We start from the raw sequence: 355 nt of genomic DNA, 5'->3' as shown, positions 1-355 counted from the left end.
AGTCATCTTCTCCAGCTTCTGCTGCATCTCTGGCGTCAATTTGACGCTGGACTGCGCCATGCTTACTTCTTGGTCTAAAGCATGTTCTTCGCCGTCTCCTGGAAGCGGTGTCGCTTCCTCTACGCCTGACATATAACGCTGCCAGAATTCTTGCGCCTTCTCTTGATCCTGCTTTTGCAGCCATTCGATAAAATCTTTATATGGACGGACTGTAGAAAGACTGATCTCTCGTTCGTCCACAAGAGAGCGATAAAGCGCAAAGGATTCCTGAATAAAACTGAACAAACTCCAGCCATCGATTAAAATGTGATGAAAACTAAAGACAAACGTGCATCTTTCCTCATCACAACGGAAT

The 355-nt window shown here is 45.6% G+C and carries 1 protein-coding gene; it reads right to left on the bottom strand.

Going from position 1 to position 355, the window contains the following annotated elements; translation table 11 throughout:
• On the bottom strand, positions 1–355 hold a 355-nt coding region (locus KH400_RS22740), incomplete at both ends, for a condensation domain-containing protein (protein ID WP_217228519.1).

Source organism: Desertibacillus haloalkaliphilus, from assembly GCF_019039105.1.
Lineage (GTDB): Bacteria > Bacillota > Bacilli > Bacillales > KJ1-10-99 > Desertibacillus > Desertibacillus haloalkaliphilus.
This window is presented reverse-complemented; position numbering and strand designations above follow the sequence as displayed.